The 1,868-nt window shown below is 39.0% G+C and carries 1 protein-coding gene; it reads right to left on the reverse strand.

Annotated elements, in window-relative coordinates; genetic code table 11:
- Positions 1-349: 349 nt before the first annotated feature.
- Positions 350-1,696 carry an ISLre2 family transposase gene (locus ACTQ5K_RS25355; protein ID WP_048717475.1) on the reverse strand — a complete coding sequence of 449 codons (1,347 nt, stop codon included), beginning with the start codon at positions 1,694-1,696 and terminating at the stop codon, positions 350-352.
- Between the last annotated feature and the right edge of the window lie 172 nt (positions 1,697-1,868).

Here is a 1,868-nt window from a genome sequence, read left to right on the forward strand (position 1 = left end):
GTTTGAGTCAAGTATTTGTGGGAGAAATTTTTTATCGTCGGAATTTCTCTCTTTTTCAGTGTGTTTGCTATCTCTATTGTTAACGCTTTCTATACTTACTCTATTTATAGTCAGGCTGTTTTCGTAAAATTTTTTGGGATCAATAGACCGTTCCTTTCCGCTACAGGCACTTGCTTTCCGCGGGGAGGAAGTCGAGCCTCCTCGCCGTTCCGGCTGTGGGGTCTCGACCTTTCCTCTATGTCCCGCAGGAGTCAAGTGCCTTTCGCTCCAATCCACTCTGCGTTTTCTATGTTGTTAAAATCCATAACCTTTTAGAATACAGTTTACAGTTAAACGTCGACAATCCTTTTTAAAATCCTTGTAATGCTTTTAACGCATGATATAGTGGCTTTCCTGTTGTTTGACTCAAATAGGCAATGTTTTGTCTTGTTGCCTGTCCTGCTGTTTTGGTTAGTTTTTCACGGTAGTATTTTGGTTTTATATGATTTGATTCCTTCTCTTCCAATCGTTTCGTCATTGTTCCGATCAGTGTTTTAATATCTAATCCATCTTTTAAGCCAACCATGAATCGAATAAATGCATCTATTCCTTTTTCACTCCATGCCCTTCCGTTTTTCAGACGCTTGGCAAACACACTCATGGTTCCTTCTGCGCTGCCCATCGGACGCATATCACTCGTATCTATTCCTTGTTCCTGTAACCAAATTCTATAGTCTCCAAGTGCCTCGGGATATGGAGAAAGCTGGTTAATTAATGCTTCTAATCGTTCTTCTTTTTTCTCTGTATCCAGGGTCGCCACTGCACTATTTAACTCTACTAATAATCCCTCTCCATCATACTTAGCTAGCTTTTTTCGTATCGCTTTATATCTAGGATGTTCTTTAAAAATACGTTGGATTTCTCGAGCTACGTGGAATCTGTCTATCGTGAAAAAAGCTTTCTTTTGAAAATACTCTCTGCACGCAGTTATCCAACTAGCTCCGTCCCCATTGATAGCTAAAAGATGAGTAGTTGGATCGTAATGATACGTATCCATTAAAAATTGTTCTAACTCTTCCCAGAAAGGTGCTTCTGCTTTATGAATAAAATGCCGTTTTCCCACAAGACTGGCTCTCTTTCCATTCATAGACCAACCTTCATGGATAGCTGCGATCTTTTCTTCTCGTCCGCGCTTCTTACCACCTTGCCGTTTAATAAATAAGCCATCTACTTCGATAAATAATACCTTTCTTTTTGGTTCGATTGGCAAGCTCGGTACAACTTCTGTTTGTAATAAATGTTGACGAATCGCTTCATGACTAGCTACAGAGTATCCAAGTAATTTTTCTAACGTAGAAGATGCATGTCTGTATGATGGCCCAGTAACCGCCAATTCCATCGCCATTTCTTCCACAACTGGACTAAATCCTTTACCGCCCTCAAACTGTAAATATTGATCTAATAAATAGACATATTTGTTGCCGATACGATCCCAATAGTAATTTCGCTTAATTGAAACAGATCCAAATAAGGTGTCCATCTGAATCGCTCTCTTATCTTTGAGTTGATATCTTCCTTTATCTCGTTGTTCAGCTATTTCTCTGTCATACCCAGTTAACAGCTCCTCGAGAACTTCCGAAAAAGTTTCCTGTAATGTTTTAAATAAATCACTTTCTATTTCTTTTAATGTAGGTAGTTTTATGGTATTTTGTTTCATAGGGACTTTCTCCTTTTGTATGTTTTGTCCGCAAACACTACTATACAAAAAGAAAGTCCCTTTTTCTTTATTTTTGCTCATACTACCGCGCTTGCGTTTGGTTGGCGGTCTAACGACCACCAACCAAACCAGAGGGTAAATTATTTTCTACCCACAAACATTTTACTCATAC

It is taken from the genome of Niallia sp. Sow4_A1 (genome assembly GCF_052116745.1).
GTDB lineage: Bacteria > Bacillota > Bacilli > Bacillales > Cytobacillaceae > Niallia > Niallia hominis.

What these genes read in the sequence shown, in the direction of transcription:
- ACTQ5K_RS25355 (WP_048717475.1), bottom strand. Translation starts at nt 1,696, where the DNA reads ATGAAACAAAATACCATAAAACTACCTACATTAAAAGAAATAGAAAGT.